Raw genomic sequence first — 23,481 nt, 5'->3', positions numbered from 1 at the left:
TCCTCGCATACCAATATTTATATGTTTATAAAAAAGTAGAAATCAGTATAAAGTAATTATAATTTAGAATTCGATATTAACCTGAATCGGATTGGAAAATCCCGACCTTAATCCGCCCTGAGTTAAGGCCCTTACCTTGTACCAGTATATCCCCTCAAATTCAAGCTCCTCGCTATAATAAGGTCCTTGAAATACTTCAACTATCAATTGATAATTAGTATCACCATCTCGTTTCCTGAAAACCTCATAAGAATAAGCCCCGCTAACTTCATCCCATTCGAGATTAACGCGATTGCTGTCAGTTTCAGCAGTCATGTTATAGGGAGTGTCAAGGATACCGGAGAAGCTTACATAACCGAAATCGGAGAAACCGCTTGTATCGTAATTAATAACCGTTTTTACTTTATAATAGTACGCCCCGGCTATAGATGGCCAGTCAATAGCCATCAACACCGATGTTGTATCAACTGGGGCATAATAACCATCCATCTGGGAGCTTCGGTAAACCAAAAATACGCCGTCAGTATCAACTGATTCCCAACTGATATACACTCTGTAAATAGAATCGATAGCCATAACATTTTCAGGCGGTATAGGGCTGTCATCAAAATAAGTAAAAGCGGTATTCGAGAAGGGCGAGAAATGACCGACTGCATCAAAGGCTCTGACTTTATAATAATACGAACCCTCAAAGTTAGGCACATCATCGTAATAACTGCCATTTGTCGAACCAACAAGCTCAAAACTGTTGCCTGATAATGATCGGTATATCTCATATCCCTCAACGCCTTCGACATAATCCCAGTAAATCCTTATGGAGGTTCCATTATTCTGGGCAACAACATTGGTTGGAGCCATAAGGTTATTTGTAAAATCAACCGACACCGGCAACGATAGTTCTCCCACAACTCCGGCACTTGTTTCGGTAGCAATACGATAATAATACAGCCCCGAATCAATCGGCGAATCGTTATAGCTGGTTGAAATCAGCCGCACTATCTCATGATAAACCTCTCCATCAACAGATCTATATATTCGATAAGCGTTTGCCCAGAGAACTTCATCCCAATTAAGCTCAACGTAAAGGCCTTTGTTTACAGCGGTAAATCCGGAGGGATAATCTAAAACCTTATCAAAATGAGCGTTGACTATCTCAGATGGCGCCGATTCGAGACCATTATAACCGGTAACCGTAACATAAAAATAGTATGTATTAGTATCAATTGGAGTGTCTGAATAAAACGGATCAGGTATAGTATTTAATCTCTGGAAACCGGTATCAGGATATACCGAGCGATATACCGAGTAGTATGAAGCATTTTCATATTCCAGCCAGTTAAGATAAAGTTCGGAGCCTTTGTCTATAATAGTCAAGCCTTGAGGCGGGTCAAAGACTCTATCGAAATGAACGGATACCGATGCGCCAGGCTCTGATTCGGAGCCGTATCGGTTAATTACTGCTGTGATTCTATAATAATAAATAGCCGTGTCAGCAGGTATATCATCATAAGAATTAGCGGTTGTTGAATCGATAAAATTCCAGTTCTGTTCATTGCTTTTTGAACGGTAGATACGATATTGGTCAGCTCGAGGTTTGGCATCCCATTTTAATTGCACATAATCGACCATATCGACAGCCCGAAGACCGGTTGGCGGCCTTATGGCGGCGGTAAATTCAACCTGCTTGATTTCCTCATAACCGCTTTCGATGCCCTCGTTGTTGACTGAGGTAACCTTATAATAATATGTTCCCAATGTCTGCGGCTGGTCAGTATGGAATACTGTGCCGCCGGATGTATCAATCTGAGCAATAATCGCAAAGCCATTATCGGGCAACACTGATCTATACAGATAATAGCGAACCGCGCCGTAAGCGCTTTCCCATGATAATTCAACAGCCGCATCGCCGTTAATAGCAATAAAACTGTGCGGTATAGGGTCTTTTAGCTCGACATTGACAATAGCCGATGCATTAGGGGCGATTATAATAGGATAGCGGGCAGTTCTAAGCGATTGTTGACCGAAACCGCTGTAGGTGTAATCAGCGCGATAGACACCGGCATAAAGCTCGAAAGAATAATCGCCAACAGCAAATATTCTGGCTAATGGTTCAGCCTTAGTAAAGTTTACTTTACCGCTTACATTATACGAACTGACAACAATCTCAACACCGCTAACGCCCTCGCCATCGACTGTAACAGCACCGGACAGGGTTCCGGTTTCCAAACTGGTAACATCATCACCCGAACAGCCTATAAATGCCGCGCAAAGACAGGCGATGATTATCAACAACTTTCTAAACATAACGCTGATATTTTACAACAAAATGCAGGGGAATTTCCAGTATTTTTTTAAGGTATTTGCATTTTTTTTATACAGCGAAAAAGGCAGGAGTCGGAGACTCCTGCCCTGCTACTGTTATGAGAGTACTAATTTTATCAGGAAAGGATTCCTGACGACGCGTGAACTATTGCTATTTTCCCAATTCCTTAATCATATCCACCATGCGGCAGGAGAATCCCCATTCGTTATCATACCATGAGAATACCTTAATCATATTGCCGGAAACCATAGTAGATAGCGAATCGAGTACCGATGAATGCGAATTGCCCACTACATCAATTGAGACAATCGGGTCTTCAGTATATTCAAGTACGCCCTTCATGGGACCATCAGCGGCTTTTTTCATGGCGGCGTTAACTTCCTCAACCGATGTATTTTTTTCTGTTTCGACCACTAAATCAACAATGGAACCATCCGGAGTAGGAACTCTGATAGAGCAGCCATCAAGCCGGCCTTTCATTTCGGGAATCGCCTCAGATATAGCTTTGGCAGCGCCGGTAGTCGTAGGTATCATCGACACAGCCGCCGATCTGGCACGGCGTAAATCACTATGTGGCAAATCGAGGATGCGCTGGTCATTCGTATAAGAGTGAATTGTTGTCATAAAACCGCGTTTGATTTTAAATGTATCATGAAGCACTTTAACAATTGGCGCCAAGCAATTGGTAGTGCATGAACCGATTGAGACTATATCATGTTTCGAGCCATCGTATTTATCCCAGTTGACACCCTTAACAAAAGTGCCGTCAATTTCTTTACCGGGAGCTGAAATCAGAACTTTTTTAGCGCCGGCGGTTATATGCTTGCCGGCAGTTTCTTTAGTGCGGAAAATACCGGTGCATTCCAAAACAACCTGCACTCCAAGGTCGCCCCAAGGAAGTTTGGCTGGGTCGCGTTCGGCAAAAACCTTTATAGTCTTGCCGCCAACTTTAAAACCATCATTGCCGGCAGAAATATCTTCCGGCAAAATGCCGTGTACCGAATCATACTTGAGAAGATGCGCCAGGGTTTTAGCGTCTGTAATATCATTTACGGCAACAATATCGATATCCGACTCTTTCATGGCAATCCTGAACACCAGACGCCCAATACGTCCAAACCCATTAATACCAACTTTTACGCTCATTTTCCCTCCTTAAGGAATTAAATCAAAATATTCGCTATTATATCACAATTTATAGTAGGGCAATTGCCTTTATAGCAAGCTATTTTTCTATTTACCAAGCATTTCAGCTAATTTAATATCACTTGAGCCAAGTTTTCGCTTCTTTTTAAATACATCCACAAACGAGCTAACAGTAATTTCACCCTTAACCATACCCACCATACAGCTTGAGTTGCCCTCTAAGAGTTTTATAACAGCTGCCGAGCCGAGTCTTGAACCGAGCACGCGGTCGAATGCGGATGGCGAACCGCCTCTTTGAAGGTGTCCCAAGACTGTGATATGAGATATAATATTGGCAATTTTAGAGAATTGCCGGCCAACATGATAAGCCGTTGCCGCGCCCTCAGCAACGATGATAATATTGCTGATTTTCCCCTGCTTAAACCGTGCTTTAATACGCATAACGATTTTTTCAAGATCGTAATCTACTTCCGGAATCAAAACCGCTTCGGCTCCGGTGGCGATACCGCTCATAAGGGCTAAATAGCCCGAACCGCGCCCCATTGTCTCGATAATAAATGTTCGTTCATGAGAGGAAGCGGTATCCTTTATTTTATCAACAACTTCAATGATGTTATTCATGGCTGTATCAACGCCTAAAGCCATATCGGTGCCGAATATATCGTTATCGATAGTGGCCGGGATGCCGATTACATCAACGCCGCGGTCGGCAATAGCAAAAGCGCCTTTAAAAGAACCATCACCGCCAATCACCACCAAACCATCACAGTCGTTTTTTATGAGGTTGGCAATGCCATCTTTCTGGCCTTCCTCATATTTGAAATCCTCACAGCGCGCGGTTAATAATTTTGTGCCGCCCCTCTGGATAATACCACTTACATCATTCGAGGTCATCTCGAAACAATCGTTATCGAGCAAACCGGCATAGCCTCGTCTGAAAGCGATTACTTTAATTCCCTGATTTTCAGCTTCGTGAAAAACAGCCCTGATACACGGATTCATTCCCGGCGAATCGCCGCCGGATGTCAACAGTCCAATTTTTTTATACTCAGGCAAAATTCCTCCTCTGAAAATCAAAGTATATTTTTATTATTATCGTCTGTCAAGCCCTTTATATTATTGCTTTTATGATAATTGTTGCAAAATGAGTATGGCATTGAGTCGAGCAGGTTTTTAGTTGAGCGGAATCGAGAACCAAGCAGTCGGCAGGTTACGATTTGCTGCGACCTGCCTAAACTGATAGTATGGGAATCCGACAACACAGTAAAAACAATATTTAATTTTATATAATCAAACGCGTAGGGGCACATTGCAATACGCCCCTACACGCGGTGCATATATTTTCTCAGAACTTAAGTTATTACTTTTTCAACAGTCCGGGGGCGTCCGTTTATGGCGGACGCCCCTACATGTTCATTTTTTAAACGATAAGCTCTACTTCAGCAGAACCATCTTCTTGACAATCTGACTATCCCCTGCCTGCAATCTATAAAAGTAGATGCCCGCTGAAACCGGATTGTTGTCAGAATCCCGGCTGTTCCAGATGATGGTCTGGCGTCCGGCTGATTGATATTCATCGACTAAAGTTCGCACTTTGCGCCCGAGAATATCGAATATTTCAAGATTCACTATGCCATCAGAGGGTAATTCATAAGATATGTTCGTAGTCGGGTTAAACGGATTGGGGTAGTTTTGAGCTAAGTAGAATTTAGCCGGTAGATTATCTTTGTTGTCATCATCAACAGATGTATAGTCGCTGCAGGTAGTAAATTTAATTGCCCTGCCGGCTGCCAGTGTCGCTGCGCCGCCGGTATAAGCATTATTGAAAACATACTGAAGTCCTATATCCCTGATTTCATTGCAGATACCGACCGAGGCCACGTCAGGATATATGCATTGCTGGTATTGGAATATAATATCATTGTCACCGGTTGCAGTCGGCCAGTGAGCAGTATCGAGAATTATTAATTCAAAAGTAAAATGTTGATAAGGATTGCTGCTAGTTGTATCACGACTCATAACATTATTCCAGGCAACAATAAACTTACCGTTTACATCATCATGATGATACCGCACATTCGAGCCTTGAAAGTCATCCCATAGAGGCGCTATCATAGCCGGCGCGCATTGCGGGGAAGGTATATTAGTGTTCTTGAAATAATTATACCACCGGCTGCCCATCGCAATATAGCCATTATCAACAATGCTGAATTCATTAAAGGATTCGCCATAGTATTGAACTACAAACGGCAGGTCTCGAACAACAATATTATCATCTTGAATATAAACACTCTGCCATGAGCCATCAATCGGTATCCATTCATATTCGGGATGTAAAGGATAATCGGTATCGGTATTGTCGAAACAGTAATAGCCGTATTCATCAGGTCCGAATGGGTCAGAGCTTGCTATTGCGCCTATCATATGTGTAAATTCAACTGTTTGAATATGCCCGGAAGCGCCGGTTACTTTCAGAATAAACTCAATCTGATGGCCATTGTAGCTGCCATAAGCTAAGCTCATTGAGAACGGCGTACCGCTATTTGAGCCAGTACCGTTCACCTCGATATCGCCGAAATTACAGGTTGAATCTGTGATATTCACTAATGGGTCATAAGTTCGCAATATGCCCTGCGCGGAAAGTATATCTTTCGAGCCGGCATTGAAAAGCCCGACAATCATTTCACCGCTTTCGCCGCGTTCTATTAAGCCATCGCCATCGGTATCGTTCTGAATTGCAATTGAATTTTCAACAAGCCGGCTGGCAGTTATAGGCAAATGGACATAATGCTGCCAGTTGTGCCCGCCTGTGGCGGTTACATTCAGCAATAATTCGGCAGTATGGTCATGCGGAGCGAGAGGCGATATTTCAACTACGAAAGGCGTGATGGATTCGGCTGAATCGCCGGGGCTTATAGCGCCGAAATCTGATGTCGATGATGTGATACTGATATAATCATCATCCGATGAGAGCGTGCCCTCAACATCGGCGGCGGCTTCGTCATCTCCGAAATTCTTTAATAATACCGAAAGCTCGATAGTTTCATGGGGGTTGGCAATCATATCGCCATCGCCGGAGGAGTTGCCGGTATCGTCATCATCAATAGTATAACCGCACAAGCCGACTGATACAGCCGCACTCTGTACTATTATTGCGCGTTCATAAGGAATATATCCCGATTTCGTCACGGTAATATTCAAATCTCCGGCGGTGCTGGGATATACCTCGAAATTGATTTCGCCGTTTGCATCGGTAAAACCACCCTGAAAAACCTCCTGCCCTTTGGAAAGACAAACATAGGCATTCGGCATCGGTACACTGCTTCCATCAGCGACAGACACTGCTATACCATTAGCGGCAATATCTATTGTATCAATATGAGTAATCTGCATAGGTTTGGGAATATCAGTCCAGCAGTTGAGTTCGGGGTCGCCGAGCACATGATAGCTGTTGAAATAGGACTGAACGCGCCCATTAGTATAATCATCCGCGGGGAAAGCGTAATAACAGCACATCTTGCCCATCAATTGAGCCTGAGCAATTGTGTATGTGCCTTCGATAAACAAACCCCAGTATATTCCACAATCGATAGAGTTATTAAACCTGGTATGAGTATCGCGATTGGTTGTGCCAATAAAGCCTGCCCCGCCTTTCATAGACGCTCTAATCCAGGCCTCACCGAAACAGGGATCGGACCAACTGCTGCCAAAAGCGCCGGTGCCGCAGACAATCGATGTCATAACGCCGTACTTATGGGCATTAGAAAGCGAATAAATGTTGCCAACGCTATAATATGGCGGCGCCCAGCCATCCGCAGAGCCATAACCACGGTAATTCACATACATTGCGCCAGCAGATATAGAGGAGGTAATTTGACTTAATGGAACCGAATGATGATATGTTTCAAATAAGGTATCTACCCTGAAATAATCATGGTTTAAAAGCATCTCGCGCACCCAAAGCGAGATTAATCTCTGAGAAGAAAACCAACTTGAAATTCCACCGGCTACCATTGTCGCATTATGGTACCAATCAGTACTCAACATGTAGGGATTTCTTTCATAGTCGTCAAATTTATCAATGTAGGCATTTAATTCACCGACAGCATCTACTGAAATTCGTCCGATAAATAATTCAGGGAAATAATCATTGCCCTCAAGGAAAGTGTAGTAATTATCGGATGAGAATGGACCCATTCCAAATGGATTATAATAGGAAAATGTTACCACATCAGGACTGCCAGGCATGTCTTCGTCGCCAACTAAGCAAATATAGTCGGGTTTTAAATCGGCATCGCTGTACTCACTTGAGATAAAATTACGAATAACCCCAGAACTTGGATTACTGCTTATATTAGAAATGGGAATAACCCGGGTATCAAATCCCTTAAGCCTTTTCCATTCGACGAGCGGTTCGACGGCGCCCATTAAACCATCCTGAACTATAAACCAGTAGGCGCCTCGCTTGATATTGATATTATCAAGCAAGTCGATATTGGAAATTATAGAGCTGTAAATCGGGTAGAAGGCTTCGCTGATAACTCTATCGGGCGGCAGTATATCGCCCCCGCTACAGGTAGTTCTGATAGTCATTTGATGATGAACTTTCAGGGTTTTACGGGTATAATCATACTGAACCGGATAGATAGTTAATCTGGCAAGGTTCAGGTCGCGCATCTTGCCGGCATATTCAAACCGGACAAGCTCCTGCGGATAATATCCCTCCTTTGAAGTAACATCGCTTAGCCATTTAGCGTCATCACCGCTGGCTTTGGCTAACTCGAAATCGGTAAGCTCGATAAACTCATCGCCTGCAATAATTACATGAAGCTCAGCATTTTCGGGAACTGCAAGCAAGGTTGAATAGGCAGGTAAGATAGTTTTGCCCGGACTTGGCAAATTGCCGGAGCCGACCGTTAAAGGTTCGGGCAGTTCAATTGAGATGCCATCATCACAGACAATAGATTTCAGAGAACCAATGTTTAATACAAGTTCTGTCTCTGATGATGTAATTGTAGTTGCTTCAAATGTGCTTTGCTCATCGTTAAGAGTGATGGTGTTTGCCGATGCCATGGCGCAGATAGTAATCATTGCCATGACTAACGCAAGAATTTGACTCATTTGGAACTCCTTTTCTCAAGTTTGAGAGCAAATATTTTGAAGTTAATTGCAAATAATCCTCATTGGAATCTTGATATTAATATTAATTTATATAATATAGCATTTTTGATTTTTAAGTCAAGATTATATATATTTGTTGTTAAGCCACTACCTCCGCGTTTTTCCTGAGCTGATTTTTACCAGCTTCCACTATAGCTTAATAATTAACAATATTTTCATGTTTGAGCCTCTTGCAAAATGATTCAAATTTATTGTTTTCCCCCAACCCTAAAAAGTCATTGCTCCGCCTAAGGCGGATGAACAGCTACATTTTGTTAGACAAGAAGATGGCGGGTTGCCTTGTTTCACCGCGACCGGCTAAACAGTTTAAAGTTTCCGTACCGACAGTGTCTTAAAACCGACCTTAACCATTGCTTGTGCTATTTTTTCACAAGCTTATAATTTTTAAGCATTTAGCTTGACTTTAAACAAGCTGTTTGTTTTCTTATTGTCAATTTATATAAATTGTTAAAGTCTGCCCTACCGGACGAAATAATTTGCCGGGATGTTTATAATACAGGCAGACTATAAACGACAAGCTTATATCCGCCAAATGCGGCGCGGGCGATGAGGTTATATGGGCAATAAGATATTCAGTTTAAATAAAGGAGTTGATTGTGGGTACTTTTATGCCTGCTGTTAATAACCAGCAGTTATTAGCTACAGTAGATAATTTTATCCAAACCGCTAAAAGTAAATGCTCCGCCTTAGAGGGAGTAGTCGGATTGTTGTCCTCAAACTACAAGCATTTCGCCTGGACTGGAATTTATATTCTTGATGATGGTATGCTTAAACTCGGCCCATACAGAGGAAATCCCTCGTCGAATGTTGAAATACCGGTTGGTAAGGGAATCTGCGGTGCCGCTGTTAAGGAGGATAAAACCATTATTGTGCCGGATGTCAAAGCCGACCCACGCTTTTTAGTATATTCTATCGCAACCAAGTCGGAAATCGTTGTCCCGATTAGAAAAGATGGCGTAATAGTCGGCGAAATCGATATCGACTCTGATGATTCAGATGCTTTCACTGAGGACAACCGAAAGGTTTTGGAACTGGTAGCCGATAAGCTGAGCAAATTGTTTTAAAGGGCTATTATATTTGTGTTATTTTAAGCCGGGTTATAGCCCGGTTTTTTTTTATGCTATTAAAATAGGAGATATTTCTTGACAAACAGGACAGCAATTGCTATTATTATAATTAATTAACAGACATTTGTTAATTTTATAGTTTTAGTATAAGGAGCGTAAGATGCGCATAATATCATTTCTGATAATCAGCCTTACAGCGATATTGATGTGCCCGCCATGTTTGGGGCAGTGGGAACCGGATGGCAAAGTTATAGGCCATTGGTCGCCTTATTCAAGCGCTTTTGCTTTGGCTAATGTCGGTAATGGCAATATAGTCGTTGTTTGGAATAAGGATATAGGCGGCGATAAAGATATATGCGCTCAGTATATAGATTCAGCAGGTTATACACGCTGGGGTGATGAAGGCATGATGGTGTTTGAAGATAACGGTTTTAAGCAATGGCATCCGGCAGTTTTGCATGATGGAGAAGGCGGCGTGTTTATTGTATGGTCTGATTATCGGCATGACTCGGGGTGGTATGATATATATGGTCAGCATCTTGACAGCCTTGGTAATTTATTGTGGCCAACTGAAGGATTGAGATTAACTTATGGCTATAGCAATATTACCCCACAATTGTATGATGATGGCCATGGTGGTTTTATAATAATATTTGAGTCTTCTCAAGGGGCAGAACGTGATATTGGAGCCCAGAGAGTAAATACCAACGGCGAAATTCTATGGGATTCTACCGGCATATTATTAGTTCAAGCTGAATGTGCCCAATCCCACGCCCTAACTTGTAGAGCAAGCGATTCTACATTTATTACCTGCTGGATAGATGGTAGAAATTGGGAAGATTATGATTACGATATTTATATGCAGAAATTTGATATTGAAGGAAACCTTCACTGGGGAATAGAAGGTCTTCCGTCAATACATTATCATGGACCACAAGGTTTTCTTAATGATGGACATGACATTGTAGCTGATGGCGAGGGCGGAGCAGTCATAGTTTGGGTAGACAGTCGATCTCCATATTATTATGGGACATTATTTGCGGATAGATTTTCTTCTGATGGGCAATCTATGTGGGAAATAAACGGCGTACCTCTTGGCGATCCTCTAGTTAATGAGGGGCTAGAATGCCAGGTGTTCCGGCTTGGCTATAATTTCATGTTCAGATGGGGAGGGGTTGGAGATTTTCGTGTTTCTTATATAAGCAGATGGGGCAATCCTCTATGGTTTGATGTCGTTGCTTTAGATAGTGTAACTGTAGTAGGTAAAGCTATAATGGAACCAGAAGGTATATTTATATTTAATAGCTATGAAGCGGTATCATCAAAGGTAGATACATCAGGTTATCAATACTGGCCTAATAATCCATACTCAGGTTTTCACAGTTCTAAGTTAGAAAATATATCTGATGGGTATGGGGGATTAATATCGGTTTGGGCTGATTCTTGGTATGGGACAATTCATATCTCCAGAACTTATACTGATGGCCATGTTGGCGGTGATACGACAACAATTATTTATATTGATGAAGATAATATACCAAAAGATATAAGTCTTTTATATAATTATCCCAATCCGTTTAATTATAGTACGACTATATCATATAATTTATCTTTAAATACGGATCTTTCATTTGAAGTATTTAATCTTCTCGGGCAACGCATATATGAAATCAGATTATTAAATCAAAATTTAGGTACTTATAATTTTACTTTAAACTTAAAAAATTCTTCCTCTGGTGTTTATTTCATTCGAATGTCGACACTGGCAGGTTTTTCGGATAGATTGAAAATTACTTTAATAAAGTAAAATGTTTTATCAAGGAGGTAAAAAAAGTGAAATATATATTAATCTTTATCTATATTCTTTTACTTGTTTCAAATGTATTCGCGTTGGATGATTTCATTAGAGGAACGTGGAATTCTTTAACCGCTGTATCTACTCTCGAAAATTGGCGCTGTGTTCCCGGAATGACAGCTTATGATTCCTTTCAAGTAAACTGGAATCAAGAAGAATTCTTAGCAAGAATTATGAATGTTAATTTAGTTGGAGCAAGTCCTTTTGTAACATTATTTAGAGATAGTGTTATGTTAGAAACCAATGAAATAAAAGCGATGGTAGGCCAACAATCTACCATTTTAAGTCGAAATTATGACTATTGGACAGCATGTAGATGGGAATATTACCAGCAAAGTTGGTGGAGTCCCGGTGTCGAAACAGCTGCTGAATATTGGGATAGCTTGTTCTATGGGCAAGAAGATGATGTTTTCACTCACTTGATTGCTCACGAGATAAATAGACCGAATGATGACAGCTCAGTTGCTTATACTAAATATGCCTGTTTAGCTGCAACAGATGCTATAGTAAAAGATGTTAATGCGTCTATTGCTACATCTGTAGTTGATGGCTACGGCTTTCCGGTACTTTCAGATTTTCCTGATAGTGTACCCAATCTCGATATTTACATGTATGATCATTATCCTTATACTTGGATAAGTAACACTACTAATACATATGTTTCTGGCGACGGCTTTCAAGAAAGTATTATTGATAATCGCGTTTTAGAAAACTATGATTCTGTATATAGCGTTTTTACGGAAGCTTATCCTTGGCTTGCTTGTATACAAACAAATGCACGATTTGTCAATAATTCATCTGATACTCTTCCGGAAATTTGTCAATGTATTCAAGACACTGCCGGTACGTAGCATTGGGATAATTGGTCGCTTTATAAGTGTCAACGTTTACCATCAAGGGAAGAAATAAGACTACAATCTTTTCTTGCAATATCAAGGGGAGCTAAAGGTCTTATTACGTATGTTTACGGTCCAGTATTTACAAGTTCAGAAGTTTCATTCGGTTTGATAGATTATGATGGAAGCGAAGTAAACGAAAGACAAAAATGGACACCTCTTAATCAAATCAACGAATATGAATATTATAATGATTCATTATGCTTCAACTATGATATTGATGAGAGTCCATATATCAATGTTAGAGACTTATTTCTGCAACTGAAAAATGTAGGACCTTTATTGGTAAAGCTTGATGTTGCTTCTATAGGCAGTTATGGCTACGATGCAGACAGTAGTGCTCCCGTAACGTCTATTCGATGGGTAAGGAATGATACGAGTAGCTGGGTGATTGATCTTGGACATCCACATCAGGACTCAACGATTAAATATTGGGAGGTTTCAACTTTTATAGATACTTCCGCAGTTGATTCCACTGATTACTTTATGCTTGTAAATAGAGTAACATCTATTAGCAATGGCGATGAAGATATAACGGGTTGGGATGAGGCTCCCGACAGAGCTGTTGAAGTATATTTCACGCGTCCTTCTGGCACAAATCCTTTTATAGAAGAAATATTTTTTAATAAAAAGCGGTTATTGTTCTCTGATTCAACTGTTGGCGGTTTGAATTATTTTACTTATACTGATACGCTTGAAGCAGGCGATGGAAGAATTTACCGTGTTACTGACGTTTTATCCGGAACAATCACTGAAAACATGACCCTAAATCACGATTATATGGTTGTCGGCGATTTGACAATAAGCTCAGGCGACACGTTAACTTTAGAACAAGGTGTCACATTGTATGTTCTACCCGATTCAGGTATCGACATAACGGTTAACGGAGCATTAATTGCTAATGGCAATCCAGGCGATTCGGTGAGGATAATCTCCTGGGATGAGTATACAGGTGATACTAATGCTGTCAATTGGAATGGAATAGATTTCGGAACAAATTCCTTTGGAGATTTTGATTACTGTGCCATAAGAGATGTAGAGGATATCGCAATAGATATTGAAGATAGTTCACAAGTAAGTCTTAACCATTGTTTGATTAAAGATGTTGGGCTAAACGGAATAGATTCTTATAAAGGATTTATATATGTTAATCACTCTACATTTCAATATATCGGGCTAAAAGGTATTTATGCCTATAAAGCTGAATCGGTTATTGACTCCTGTTATTTTGATGTTTGCGGAAGATACGGTATCTATATTTATTTACGACAAGCAGGTTGCGATTCAACAATAATAACCAATTGTACTGTCGATAGATCAATTACTCAAGTCCCGGATTCATCTCAATATTGTATATATGTAGGTGGTTTTAATGATGTTCGGATAGAGAATAATTTTCTAAGATACTACAAACAAGGCGGTATAAAGCTTAGTTCTTCAGATGCTAAAGTTATTGATAATGATATTGTCAATTGTACAAATTATGGAATCTATGCTCATAATTCCGATGCTGATATTAAGGATTGCATAATAGATACAGTGAATACAGGAATCTATTGCAATGGTTCTGAACCTAAAGTAAGACATTGTTTATTTGACAATCTTAGTATTGGTGTAAGAGATAACGGTTTTTGCCCTGATTTAGGTAAATGGACAACTGTGCGTGATCCTGGTAATAGTGATTTTACTGGCTGTTCTAATTATTATATCTGGCATGGGCAATCTTTACAAAGCCCATTATGGGCGGAATTAAATTATTTTGGTGGTACACCCAGTTTGAGAAAGTTTTATGGACCAAGCATTGATTATACTCCCTGGTCACTTTTTCCGCCATCCTTTAAACTTACTGATGAACCAGATATCCCATTTATATACCAGCTCAATCACAACTACCCCAACCCATTCAACCCCACAACCACAATCTCATTTAGTTTAGCCGAACCCGGATATACTTCAATTTCAATTTATAACATCCTTGGGCAAAAGGTGAGTAGCCTTGTGGATGAATATAAGTCACCCGGAATTTATTCTGTCATATGGGATGGCAGAAACAAATCAGGCGCAGCTGTATCATCTGGAGTCTATTTTTACCGAGTGGAATCAGGTGAATTTAATGATACCAAAAAGATGCTATTACTTCGATAAAGGAGATTTAAGATGAGAATTATATTTACAATATTGATTATAGCGATAAGCTTTGCATTTGTATCGGCTGATGAGGTAACTGTAAGGCTCGACCGTGCTGTGTTCATTATACCTGATCAAGAATCAAACGATGAAGCCAGCAGCCGTATAGCTGTGCATTTTTCATTGCCTGAAGCTGTCAACAACAGCGACATCATCTACGCTGAACTGCATATACCATTAGACTTCACTAACGCTGATATCGATGGTGATAACATTCTTGAGATACAAGCTCGCAACATCACTACCAACTGGACTGTGGAAAACGCTGATTGGGATGGTCCGTGGACTGATGAAGGTGGAGACTTAGACACAACCACATTTTACACATATACAATTACCATGGATGGCGAAACCGATATCTTTATGGATGTAACTAAATTTGTGAGAGCAGTAGTTGAAGATGGTTCTGATAATTTCGGTTTGATGCTCATGCCTTATAAATATGATCAGGAAGTGTTTCATATTTATCAAAATGCTTTATCTGAGATTAGAACTTCAGCGCAATTGAGAGTTGTTTGTAAATGATTGTTATATATGCTGTCAGGTTCGGTAACCCGACAGCACACTATATATATATTTGCATTATATCCGATTATTTAAAAATATGAAGTTATCAAGCCCAAATTTTGAATCCCCCTTAGGTGGGGCACATCAATCTTTGGCGATGAAATTCAACCCTTTCGGGCGCAGGTCATGAGAGGTTTGGGCGGTTGGCGCCATAACCTTGCCGGAGGTTTGTCCCGGCACCAGTTGTTGGTCGGTTGTTTTTATTGATCTGGTTGAGTTCTTTATAAGCGCGTTTTCCAGCTTCTTAAAACGCTTTATCTGACGGTCTATCTTATCATTAAGTCTTATCATGACCCAGCATAATATAACCATGCCTATCGATAATATAATAACAGTAATTTCACCCATTTGACCGCTCCTTTCAATAAAAGTTATCGGCAAAGGCGAATCGGTCTTGATTAGTTGGGATAAAATAAATATTTGATAATAAAAACCAATACCGAAGTAACAGTTACTGCCGGAATAAGATACCTGTATAAACCCCTAAAATTGCAGTTGAAATACTTTTTGGTTAACACCAAACACAAATGCACCGGTGAGACCATGATACCCATCAAACCGCCGGCATAAGCTAAGAAAACACCCGAACTGAGTCCGCCAGTCAGAACAAACGCCGAACTGACAATCGGAAACCCGACGCCGACATAAGCGGCGGTGAGACCGGTTAATAGCCCTACTAAAAACGGCAACGCGAATACCACTAAATCTGCCGGCACTCCCCAGGCCTGAAACGCGCTAAGAGTTTTGACGGCGGCTTGGCCTGTTTCGATGATGTTCATCAGGGTTAAACCGCCGAGGAATATCAATATAATATCGAATGAGAATTCCTTTTTGAAACTTGTATATATCATTTTGAAATCGGTGATTCGGGCAATAAGAAATACAGCATAAAGCGATAACATCGACAATATCAAATCAAGTTTCAAAATTAAGCCGGTTAGCAAAATAAAAGATATCGGCCAGGTTGAAATTGCCATCTCCCTGAAAAAGAAGCCGATGTTTTTCGACCGTCCTTTCTCCCGTGCCAGCGGCAATGATATTACAAGAACTCCGGCGATAATGCAGGCGATAGTAATTGGCCAGCATATCGCCGCCACCTGCCAGACAGTGATATCCAGAATAGCAGCGGCTAAGATAAGGGACTGGTACAACGGCCAAACCGGCTCCCATATATGACGCCACCAGAAGTTTGAGGCGGTTTTAGCCTCGGCAGTAGCTTTGGTTCCGCGGGCAAGCTCCTCGACAATCGGCGCCGAGACCATCGCGCCGCCGGGCATCGGCAGAAGACCGATTAAAGCGGGAACCATACGGGCAACCGTACAGGGACCTATGTAGGCTTTCAGAGCCGAGACCATCCGCTCTAAATAACCGGTTTTGGAAAGAATTTGTCCCAACGTAACAACCAGAATAATGATTGCAATGAGTTTCCAGGTACGCGGATTAACTAACGTAAGCCGGAAAGGTTCGATAAATTGCGGCGATATGCCAAATTCAAGCAGAGACAGCAAAGCAGCCACCGCCATGAGGGTAAGCCCAACCGGCACTTTCAGCCGTATCAGGATGATAATTAGCACAAAACAGACAGCAAATTCCATAGTTTATGAAGATATAGGATAATCCCGGGATGTCAACCGGATTGAATGTTGATGTACGAGGGCGTACACCAACCACAATATGTAGAGCTAAAACCATGAAAAACAGGCAAATAAATAAATAAAAAAATATTGTCTTGACATAATAATGTATTGCCAATATTTTCCGATTACTTTAAAAAGAAATAATTAACCTGTACAAGGAGGAAAAGTGAGGAGATTTCTAATTATCGCAGCAATATTAACTATTGCTTTCGGCTTGTTTTTAGTTAATTGCAGCGATGACGCAACTAACCCCGATTTGACCCAAACTCAAGTGAGCAGTATTGAAGCTCAAACCACTATGATGGTGGGCATGATGGGCGCATCTTTCGGCGCCGGCTTTGAATATGTAGAGGATGGAGTGAGCGATGGATTGGCTAAGCCCGCAGATACATCATATTATAACGATTGCTGGTGGGTCGAGCAAGATTCGTCTACGTACGAAGATACCATATTATTAATAACGATGACTGACAGCCATATTGACAGCTTTAGTTTTATCATAGGCGATACCTGCCAAATGATTCCGGACAGCACTACCACGGGTTTGCTCATAATCACCAGTGGTCTTTTTAGTATAGATAATGGTGCTGACACATCTTTTACGATGACCGCTGACATAAACAGCGAATTTGACGGTTTTACCGATGTTAATACTGTGATTAATGGCGAAACTGATTTTTTAATAGATTCCCAACAGGGAAACGAACAAGTATCATTCCATTATAATGGCGATTATGAGGACATTACGTTAGTAAATGCCGATATTGAAAGCGGTGATGCTCACCCGATATCGGGAACAGTAGCCATGACTCTGGATTTTGAAGACTCCAGCCAAGATGAAAGTTTCCATATTACGATAAACTTAACATTCAGTTCAAGCGGTTATCATGGCAGCATGACCTACGAAGGCGATACGTTTGTCTGGGATGTAACCTGGGAACAGGTGGATGCTTCTGTACCTTTTTTGGGTAAGAGATTTAGATAGTTATTACAAAGATATTTTATTACAAAGCCCGTCATTGGCGGGCTTTTTTTTATTATATGCTATCGGGTGGGGGCAAGATGCCCATGCTGCAATCTTATTGATGACGAGGTTACCAGGCGGTGTTTGGTAACCAGAGGGTAAAACAATATATGCTATAGCTTGTAGGGGCGTATCCGCCAATGGCGGACGCGGCGGTATATATCACTATAAAACATCAAGATGCTATTTTGTCAACAACTACGCGGTGACATACAATAAATTACGCCCAATCAATAATTCCAACTGCAAAATCTACATTTATATCCTGTATGTAATCCCTAAAAATGCTCTCTGGGCTTCGTATTTTTCTATTGTGCCTATGCCCCTGAATCCGGGGTCCTGCCTGGTCCAATCCATCAGGTTGACAGCGAAATCGAGTTTCAGGGTTTTGTCAAGCAGGAAACCAAAGCCGGCAGTTAATACATCGAGTTCATTATCAATCGGAAAATAAGTGTATGGTATAGGGTCGCGAGCATAGCCTGCTCGCATAGTGAAACCCCAACTTGGGATAAAATACTCAACTCCGGCATGCCAGGTGATTACATCTTTGTAATATCGCTTTACATCGCTGTTGGCATCCGTTAGATCGACGCCGCTGGAGTATTCGAGTTGAGTGTAATCCGTATAATAAACATCGCCGGTAATCAGCAAATCGCGAATGACAACCATCGAACCAACGCCGAAACTGAACGGCAAAGTATATTTATATTTGCCATAGTCGGGCCATTCATTCTGCTCGACAGTTATCGAGGTTGGGAATTTGATAGTCGCCCCAAAATGAAAGTTCGGATTTTTGGAGAAAGCCAAGCCAACTCTGGCGGAATAGCCGGTATAGCTATCCTTAAGTTCGCCTCTTAATGACGAGGATGAGCTATCGGTTGATTCCTCCTCGATATATGAGTAGTTATCGTGTCCGCCGTAAAGGTCAAGCGCTATTCCAACGGCGGTGTGACGCGACAGCTCTATGCCCATGCCGCCCGAATAAACCCATAAGCCGCCTTTGTCATCCTCTCCCCCGCCTATGCCATAGCCATCAGGATTTTCCAGCCAGCCGGTTTTATCCTCGAATCTGAATATCCTATCGAAACTTTTGATGCGGTTAGCCGCCAGCGCAAATGACAACCCCCCCTGCTCGACGGGCACCGGGAATACGCCCCACACCGATGACAGACGGGTATTATTCAACTGTGCCTGATTGGCATTAACTCCATCAAAGGTAGTGTTGTTGAAAAATCTCTGATGAGACAAGCCGCCGGACAACTCTATCCGTCTGATGCGGCATAACAACGCCGGGTTGTACCAGATTGTGGAACCGTCATCGCCGGCGGCAATTTGCGCGCCGCCCATACCGGCGGCTCTTGCCCCCACAAAATTATTGTTTTCGGTGGTCATCTCATATACTGCAAACGGGTTGCTCTCCAATTGCGCCATAAGAGGGTTTGCATATAAAAAAACCGATATTAAACATAATATAATGGTTATAGCTCTATTCATTTATTATCTCCTGCCGCGATGTTTTATTTTATTATTCTCTGAGATCTTTTCTTTTGGCGTATTTCTCTTGTCTATTTTTTCAGAATGTTTTTCCTTTTTATTCTGTCCCGATTGGTCTGAATATATAATTATACCATCCGAATATTCGGGTGGATTATAAATTGGCGGTAGGAATGGAATATAGATAGGGATAAAATCATCAATGGTTTCATCGGCATAATAATCATCGGTTTCTTTCTCGATGCCGATGATATCACCGCGCCAGGGGCAGTCATACCACCACTGAGTGATATAATAACCTTTGTATTTATCATATTGCCCCCAATGCGAGCCGCGCCAGCCATGACTGAAATCCCAATCATAGCCGCTTTCGCTGATGGCTTGATTATCGGGGATAAGAACCGGCTCGGGATGCTTAAGCTTGGTGTAGCATCCGCCGGTTATGAGCATGAAAAAAACCGCGACAAGCGCCGCGGTCTTCTTTAGGACAATCATCACAGCTCCTTATCAATCTTTAAAAAATTGCAAATAAACCAGACGCACCCCTCTATCGATAGTTTTATTATCATCAGAGTTTAAGTTTCTGCGGTTGAGAAGCAGATTCCGGCAATCGAATTCCAATGACAGTTCAGGCGTGATATACCAGGCGAGTCCGAGATTAAGATAACCTCTGCCGCGGCCAAAAATTCCAGCCGGCTTATTATCGTTTAAGGCGAAATCGTATTCGGCTAAGAATGTCATACTGTAGCCCATACTGGCAATCATCCCGGCAAAGACATTGGGATTGGAATCAAGGCTGTTCTCCATTGAGTAATTGACGCCGCCATGAATGCTGAACACATTGTAATACATAGGATACCTTTTGGAAAACACTAAGTAAAAACCAGGCGACTTAACCAAATACCTGCTTTCCCGGTAGCCTATGGTGGAATCACTCTCATCGCGATAAAGACCATAACCGAATGAACTGAAGCCTATGGTTGTTTGGGGAAATGAAGGGGTTTCATCTATGAGCATATAGCGGATTTTAAAAGCGATTCGCGAATTCCACTCGGGAGACTGCTCGGATAATATCCTCTCGCCGCCGTATGCCATGCCGATTGAAAACGTATGCGCCAAACCTATGCAAATTGATGCCTGCATGCCCTCATTGGGAAAAGTTCGGAAATCGATATCAAAGGCGCCGCGGGGAAGCATGTGAGCAGTAGGCGTGTCAATCAACCAGCGGACATCAGAGCGCGCCGGCGGTATTGGTTTTATCGCGCGGGTTTCATCATAGCTGGGGTCGCTATTGCCTGAATCAGTTTGGCCATATGCGGCAGTGGTCATCATCAAAAAGCAAATTATTAAAAATATTCTCATCATTTTCCTCCGGAGGAAATTGTATCATCAAAAGTAAAATCTGTCAAATATTTTTCAGAAGGGTTTGTCTATTTAATTACCAATGAACCAATTTATATTAGAGCAAAGGTTGTGCCAACTCGGATTGATAGCATAAACGCTTTGTTATTATATGATTATGTAAATATGGGAAAATGTGGTTATCTGTTTTATGCACATTTACTGTGCGGTTTATCAGGAATTTGTGCACTACTATTATTTTTTTTTAATTGGCATGTGGTCTTGATGGGCGCGCGGATGTAATAATAAAAACGCAAGTCCGTCAGTTGCCGGATTAACCTACTGGGCTGATGATAACAAGAAATTTTTTAACTCATCTTTATTTTCATCAAAATACTCTTGTAAATATCTGTGGGCGGCACACGTCCTCGTGTGCTCCTCTGCTTGACATGAGAGGACGGGCAGACCAGGAGGTCTGCCGCGCACAATAACTATCAGCTTCGTAGGGCAGAAGTCCCCGACTTCTGCCTATTCGGCTCGTTTATTGCATAAATACATTTAATAATTTTCAACATGCTTTCATGTAAATAGTGCTCTTATCTGTTTACCAGCTACCCTAAATAGGCAGGTCTCGAGGAGACCTGCCCTACTTTCTGCATGATTAAAATAATCATTTCACAATTTTGACCCACTTTCGTCTCCACTCCGGAGCATCATAGTTGTCTGGCCAAAATTCTGTTTGTTTGGTGATTAACCCATTCTCTACTGTATGGAATGTTATTGCTCTGGCGCTGACTATACTATCGGTAATATCTACATCACTAACCTCCTGATTACCTTCGCAAACAACTGAATTGATGTTAAACCTCCAGGTACCATTTGCAGGGTAATTAGTATTCATCTCAGCGAAGTTCTCTCTGCTAATGATCAATTCTGACGATTGAGGCCAGTAACATTCAAAGTCTTCAGATAAGCACACGCTAGCTTTGTAAAAGTCATTACCCTCCATTGCTTTCCAGTAGGCAAGAACAACTTCTTTTGCTGTCATTTCAACCTTACCTTGTACGTTTAATATGGTGTAGCAGTTAACATAATATTATACAACACTTGTTCATGGTAGTGTAGCCTACTGAATAATTAATGTCAACAAGATTATCGGGACAAAGGAAAATTCCTGATTGTGGGCGGCTTTTTGCCTTTGCCCGGCAGAAGGGATTTTTGCTTTACGTTTGCTCTCCGGCGCGGGCAATTCCTTTGAACCTGACGACATACCTACTCGCTTTCATTATCAGTGCTATTAAATTTGATTTGCAGTTAGCCTAAGTCTTCCTATACTTGCTTAAACATTTTGTAAAGGCTGTATATCCCATATCATCGAAAAGAGCGAAGCCGACTTCTTGCAATAACGACGATTGCTTCAAGAAAGCATAAGCCTCGCCTATCATTATTTCGGCGCAATCATCAAGCGGGAAGCCGCCTACGCCTGTGCCAAGAGCTGGAAATTCAATAGACTTCAGCTTGAGTTCCTCAGCTTTTCTAAAGCTGTTAAGAACTGCGCTTTTAATATATTCCTTGCTGGTAGCAAGGTCTTGTCCCATAACTGCGGCATGGATGACATGCTTAGCTTTCAGATTGCCGGCGGTTGTAACAGCCGCGGCGCCGATATCTATCGGACCCTGCTTGATTGCCTCGTCCTCTATCGATAGCCCGCCCTTACGTTTGATAGCGCCGGCAACACCGGCTCCCATCCAAAGCTCGTTATTGGCGGCATTAACAATCGCCTCGGCGTCCGAGTCTGTTATATCGCCTTGATAGCAATAGATTGTTTTATCGTTAATCTTTATTTGCTCGATATTTTCGAAATTCGCCAATTTGATGCTCCTTGTAAAATACTTTTATAGCGATTTGAAATATAATTTTCCGGCACAGATAAGGCGATTTTATTGATAAGATATATCAGGCAAATTGACACAGCTATTCCCCAAACCGCGCCGGCTAAAACATCCGATAGGTAATGCTTGCCGATATATACCCGTGATAAGCCGATAAGGGCAGCAATCGACATAAACAGAATTACGAAACGGCGGTAAAATACCGACAACACCGTCGCCGCGGCAAATGAGTTGGCGGCATGGTTGGAGGGAAATCCATAAAGCCCGCCGCAGCCAACCAGCATACGCAAGTCATCGAGAACATGGCACGGACGCAGCCTGGCAAACAGCTTTTTTAATATGTAATGAGTCGATGGGTCAACTATGGCGATAGAAATAACCGCTATGATTATTGCCGCCCTTGCCTTGGTATTGCCTTTCCAAAGGACAGCGATTACCATAGCGGCAAGAAAAAACTTAAGCGCGATAGATTCGGAAATCGATACAAACAGAAAATCTAAAAACGGGTTTGCCAAATCATGGTTGAAGAAATGAAGAACTGCAATATCAAGCTCTTTAAACAAAGTATCCTCCCTAACAAGTCAACCGGCCTCTTTGCCAGCCTATCAATCTTACTGGCGGTCCCCTTAGCGCCCGATAGATAAGAGAGGATACAATGCTTGGTTAATATTTTCAAGCTATTAGCTAAAGTTTTATGCTCCTGATTTTATTATTTGCCAGCGTCAGGATGGAAGGAATGACATCCCTTTATGCGTCAGGATGGAAGGAACGACATCCCTTTATGCGTCAGGATGGAAGGAATGACATCCCTTTTATGCGTCAGGATGGAAGGAATGACATCCCTTTATGCGTCAGGATGGAAGGAACGACA

The 23,481-nt window shown here is 41.7% G+C and carries 18 protein-coding genes; 6 read left to right on the top strand and 12 right to left on the bottom strand.

Annotation, left to right across the window (positions count from 1 at the left end; translation table 11 throughout):
- Positions 1-63 precede the first annotated feature (63 nt).
- The 4 genes from J7K40_00090 to J7K40_00075 form a co-directional block, all read right to left on the bottom strand.
- Positions 64-2,304, bottom strand: coding sequence for a hypothetical protein (locus J7K40_00090; GenBank protein MCD6160797.1), 2,241 nt, complete (start codon positions 2,302-2,304; stop codon positions 64-66).
- 169 nt (positions 2,305-2,473) lie between these two features.
- The gene (gene gap, locus J7K40_00085; protein MCD6160796.1) at positions 2,474-3,469 is read right to left on the bottom strand and encodes a type I glyceraldehyde-3-phosphate dehydrogenase; all 996 of its coding nucleotides are present in this window, start codon (positions 3,467-3,469) and stop codon (positions 2,474-2,476) included.
- Positions 3,470-3,556: 87 nt separating this feature from the next.
- On the bottom strand, positions 3,557-4,471 hold the full coding sequence (locus J7K40_00080) for a 6-phosphofructokinase (protein ID MCD6160795.1): 915 nt from the start codon (positions 4,469-4,471) through the stop codon (positions 3,557-3,559).
- 432 nt (positions 4,472-4,903) lie between these two features.
- Entirely contained in the window at positions 4,904-8,590 is a 3,687-nt protein-coding gene (locus tag J7K40_00075) for a T9SS type A sorting domain-containing protein (protein MCD6160794.1), read from the bottom strand.
- A 656-nt stretch (positions 8,591-9,246) separates the two neighbouring features.
- Between J7K40_00075 and J7K40_00070 the strand changes: the two genes are divergently transcribed.
- The 5 genes from J7K40_00070 to J7K40_00050 all read left to right on the top strand — a co-directional run bounded on the left by J7K40_00070 (position 9,247) and on the right by J7K40_00050 (position 15,180).
- Positions 9,247-9,714 (top strand): GAF domain-containing protein, encoded by a 468-nt coding sequence (locus J7K40_00070; GenBank protein MCD6160793.1) that lies wholly within the window; start codon positions 9,247-9,249, stop codon positions 9,712-9,714.
- Positions 9,715-9,877: 163 nt separating this feature from the next.
- Entirely contained in the window at positions 9,878-11,524 is a 1,647-nt protein-coding gene (locus tag J7K40_00065; GenBank protein ID MCD6160792.1) for a T9SS type A sorting domain-containing protein, read from the top strand.
- A 26-nt stretch (positions 11,525-11,550) separates the two neighbouring features.
- Positions 11,551-12,423, top strand: coding sequence for a hypothetical protein (locus tag J7K40_00060; GenBank protein MCD6160791.1), 873 nt, complete (start codon positions 11,551-11,553; stop codon positions 12,421-12,423).
- Between the two features lie 153 nt (positions 12,424-12,576).
- A complete protein-coding gene (locus J7K40_00055) occupies positions 12,577-14,613 on the top strand; it encodes a right-handed parallel beta-helix repeat-containing protein (protein MCD6160790.1) in 2,037 nt (678 codons plus the stop codon).
- 12 nt (positions 14,614-14,625) lie between these two features.
- Entirely contained in the window at positions 14,626-15,180 is a 555-nt protein-coding gene (locus J7K40_00050) for a DNRLRE domain-containing protein (GenBank protein ID MCD6160789.1), read from the top strand.
- A gap of 126 nt (positions 15,181-15,306) precedes the next feature.
- Here J7K40_00050 and J7K40_00045 read toward each other — a convergent pair whose 3' ends face one another.
- On the bottom strand, positions 15,307-15,570 hold the full coding sequence (locus J7K40_00045) for a hypothetical protein (GenBank protein ID MCD6160788.1): 264 nt from the start codon (positions 15,568-15,570) through the stop codon (positions 15,307-15,309).
- 50 nt (positions 15,571-15,620) lie between these two features.
- The gene (locus J7K40_00040) at positions 15,621-16,817 is read right to left on the bottom strand and encodes a DUF401 family protein (GenBank protein ID MCD6160787.1); all 1,197 of its coding nucleotides are present in this window, start codon (positions 16,815-16,817) and stop codon (positions 15,621-15,623) included.
- Between the two features lie 208 nt (positions 16,818-17,025).
- Here J7K40_00040 and J7K40_00035 point away from each other — a divergent pair, with 208 nt between their 5' ends.
- Positions 17,026-17,844 carry a hypothetical protein gene (locus J7K40_00035; protein ID MCD6160786.1) on the top strand — a complete coding sequence of 273 codons (819 nt, stop codon included), beginning with the start codon at positions 17,026-17,028 and terminating at the stop codon, positions 17,842-17,844.
- A 297-nt stretch (positions 17,845-18,141) separates the two neighbouring features.
- On the opposite strand, the gene J7K40_00030 is transcribed toward J7K40_00035, so the two are convergent.
- From J7K40_00030 to J7K40_00005, 6 genes are all read right to left on the bottom strand, one after another.
- Positions 18,142-19,377, bottom strand: a complete 1,236-nt coding sequence (locus J7K40_00030; protein MCD6160785.1) for an outer membrane protein transport protein — start codon at positions 19,375-19,377, stop codon at positions 18,142-18,144.
- A 3-nt stretch (positions 19,378-19,380) separates the two neighbouring features.
- Complete coding sequence (locus J7K40_00025) at positions 19,381-19,872, bottom strand: hypothetical protein (GenBank protein MCD6160784.1); 492 nt, start codon at positions 19,870-19,872, stop codon at positions 19,381-19,383.
- A gap of 12 nt (positions 19,873-19,884) precedes the next feature.
- The gene (locus tag J7K40_00020; GenBank protein ID MCD6160783.1) at positions 19,885-20,742 is read right to left on the bottom strand and encodes a hypothetical protein; all 858 of its coding nucleotides are present in this window, start codon (positions 20,740-20,742) and stop codon (positions 19,885-19,887) included.
- Between the two features lie 646 nt (positions 20,743-21,388).
- Positions 21,389-21,766 carry a nuclear transport factor 2 family protein gene (locus J7K40_00015; protein MCD6160782.1) on the bottom strand — a complete coding sequence of 126 codons (378 nt, stop codon included), beginning with the start codon at positions 21,764-21,766 and terminating at the stop codon, positions 21,389-21,391.
- A 271-nt stretch (positions 21,767-22,037) separates the two neighbouring features.
- Positions 22,038-22,466, bottom strand: a complete 429-nt coding sequence (locus tag J7K40_00010; protein ID MCD6160781.1) for a macro domain-containing protein — start codon at positions 22,464-22,466, stop codon at positions 22,038-22,040.
- Positions 22,467-22,558: 92 nt separating this feature from the next.
- Positions 22,559-23,173 carry a phosphatase PAP2 family protein gene (locus tag J7K40_00005; GenBank protein ID MCD6160780.1) on the bottom strand — a complete coding sequence of 205 codons (615 nt, stop codon included), beginning with the start codon at positions 23,171-23,173 and terminating at the stop codon, positions 22,559-22,561.
- Positions 23,174-23,481 lie beyond the last annotated feature (308 nt).

It is taken from the genome of Candidatus Zixiibacteriota bacterium, assembly GCA_021159005.1.
Lineage (GTDB): Bacteria > Zixibacteria > MSB-5A5 > UBA10806 > 4484-95 > JAGGSN01.
This window is presented reverse-complemented; position numbering and strand designations above follow the sequence as displayed.